Annotated in this window: 1 protein-coding gene; it reads left to right on the top strand. The window is 67.9% G+C overall.

Going from position 1 to position 502, the window contains the following annotated elements; all coding sequences use genetic code 11:
• Window positions 1-376 (top strand): TOBE domain-containing protein (locus tag G6R24_RS21330; protein ID WP_225438906.1); only part of this gene is annotated, 376 nt, incomplete at its 5' end.
• Between the last annotated feature and the right edge of the window lie 126 nt (window positions 377-502).

The following is a 502-nucleotide window of genomic DNA, read 5'->3' as shown; positions in this document are numbered from 1 at the left end:
TGTCTACGGCTCCGTCATGGGGACCGTCGCCATGGAGATCTCCGGTGGGCACACGCTGACGGCCACCGTCACCATGGATGCGATCAAGGAGCTGGGCGTGGGCGTGGGCAGCCCCGTCGCCGCTCTGATCAAGTCAACGGACATCTCGGTGGCCATCCGCGAAACCGCTGGTCTGAGCATCCGCAACAAGCTGCGCGGGACGCTCGTCGACCTCGACTCCGGCGGCGCCATGTCGGTGGCGCGCATCGCGCTGGGCGAGGGCCTGGAGATCACCGCCGCCATCACCCGGGCCGCTGCCGAGGAGCTCGGGCTTGAGCCGGGTGTCGAGGTCACAGCATTGATTAAGTCGACCGAGGTCTCGTTCGCCGCGGTCTGACGTCACCTGTTCTGGCCGGTCGGAACATCACTCCGACCGGCCAGAAAACCCTGTCGAGGGCCGCGTCCAAGGCGGGTGGATTTCCGGGTCGGCGGGTCGGCGGGAATCTGTTCCGGGCCGGGACGG

Source organism: Candidatus Frankia nodulisporulans (assembly GCF_902806475.1).
GTDB lineage: Bacteria > Actinomycetota > Actinomycetes > Frankiales > Frankiaceae > Frankia > Frankia umida.
The sequence above is the reverse complement of the archived record's forward strand: the minus strand, read 5'-3'. Positions and strand labels throughout refer to the sequence as shown.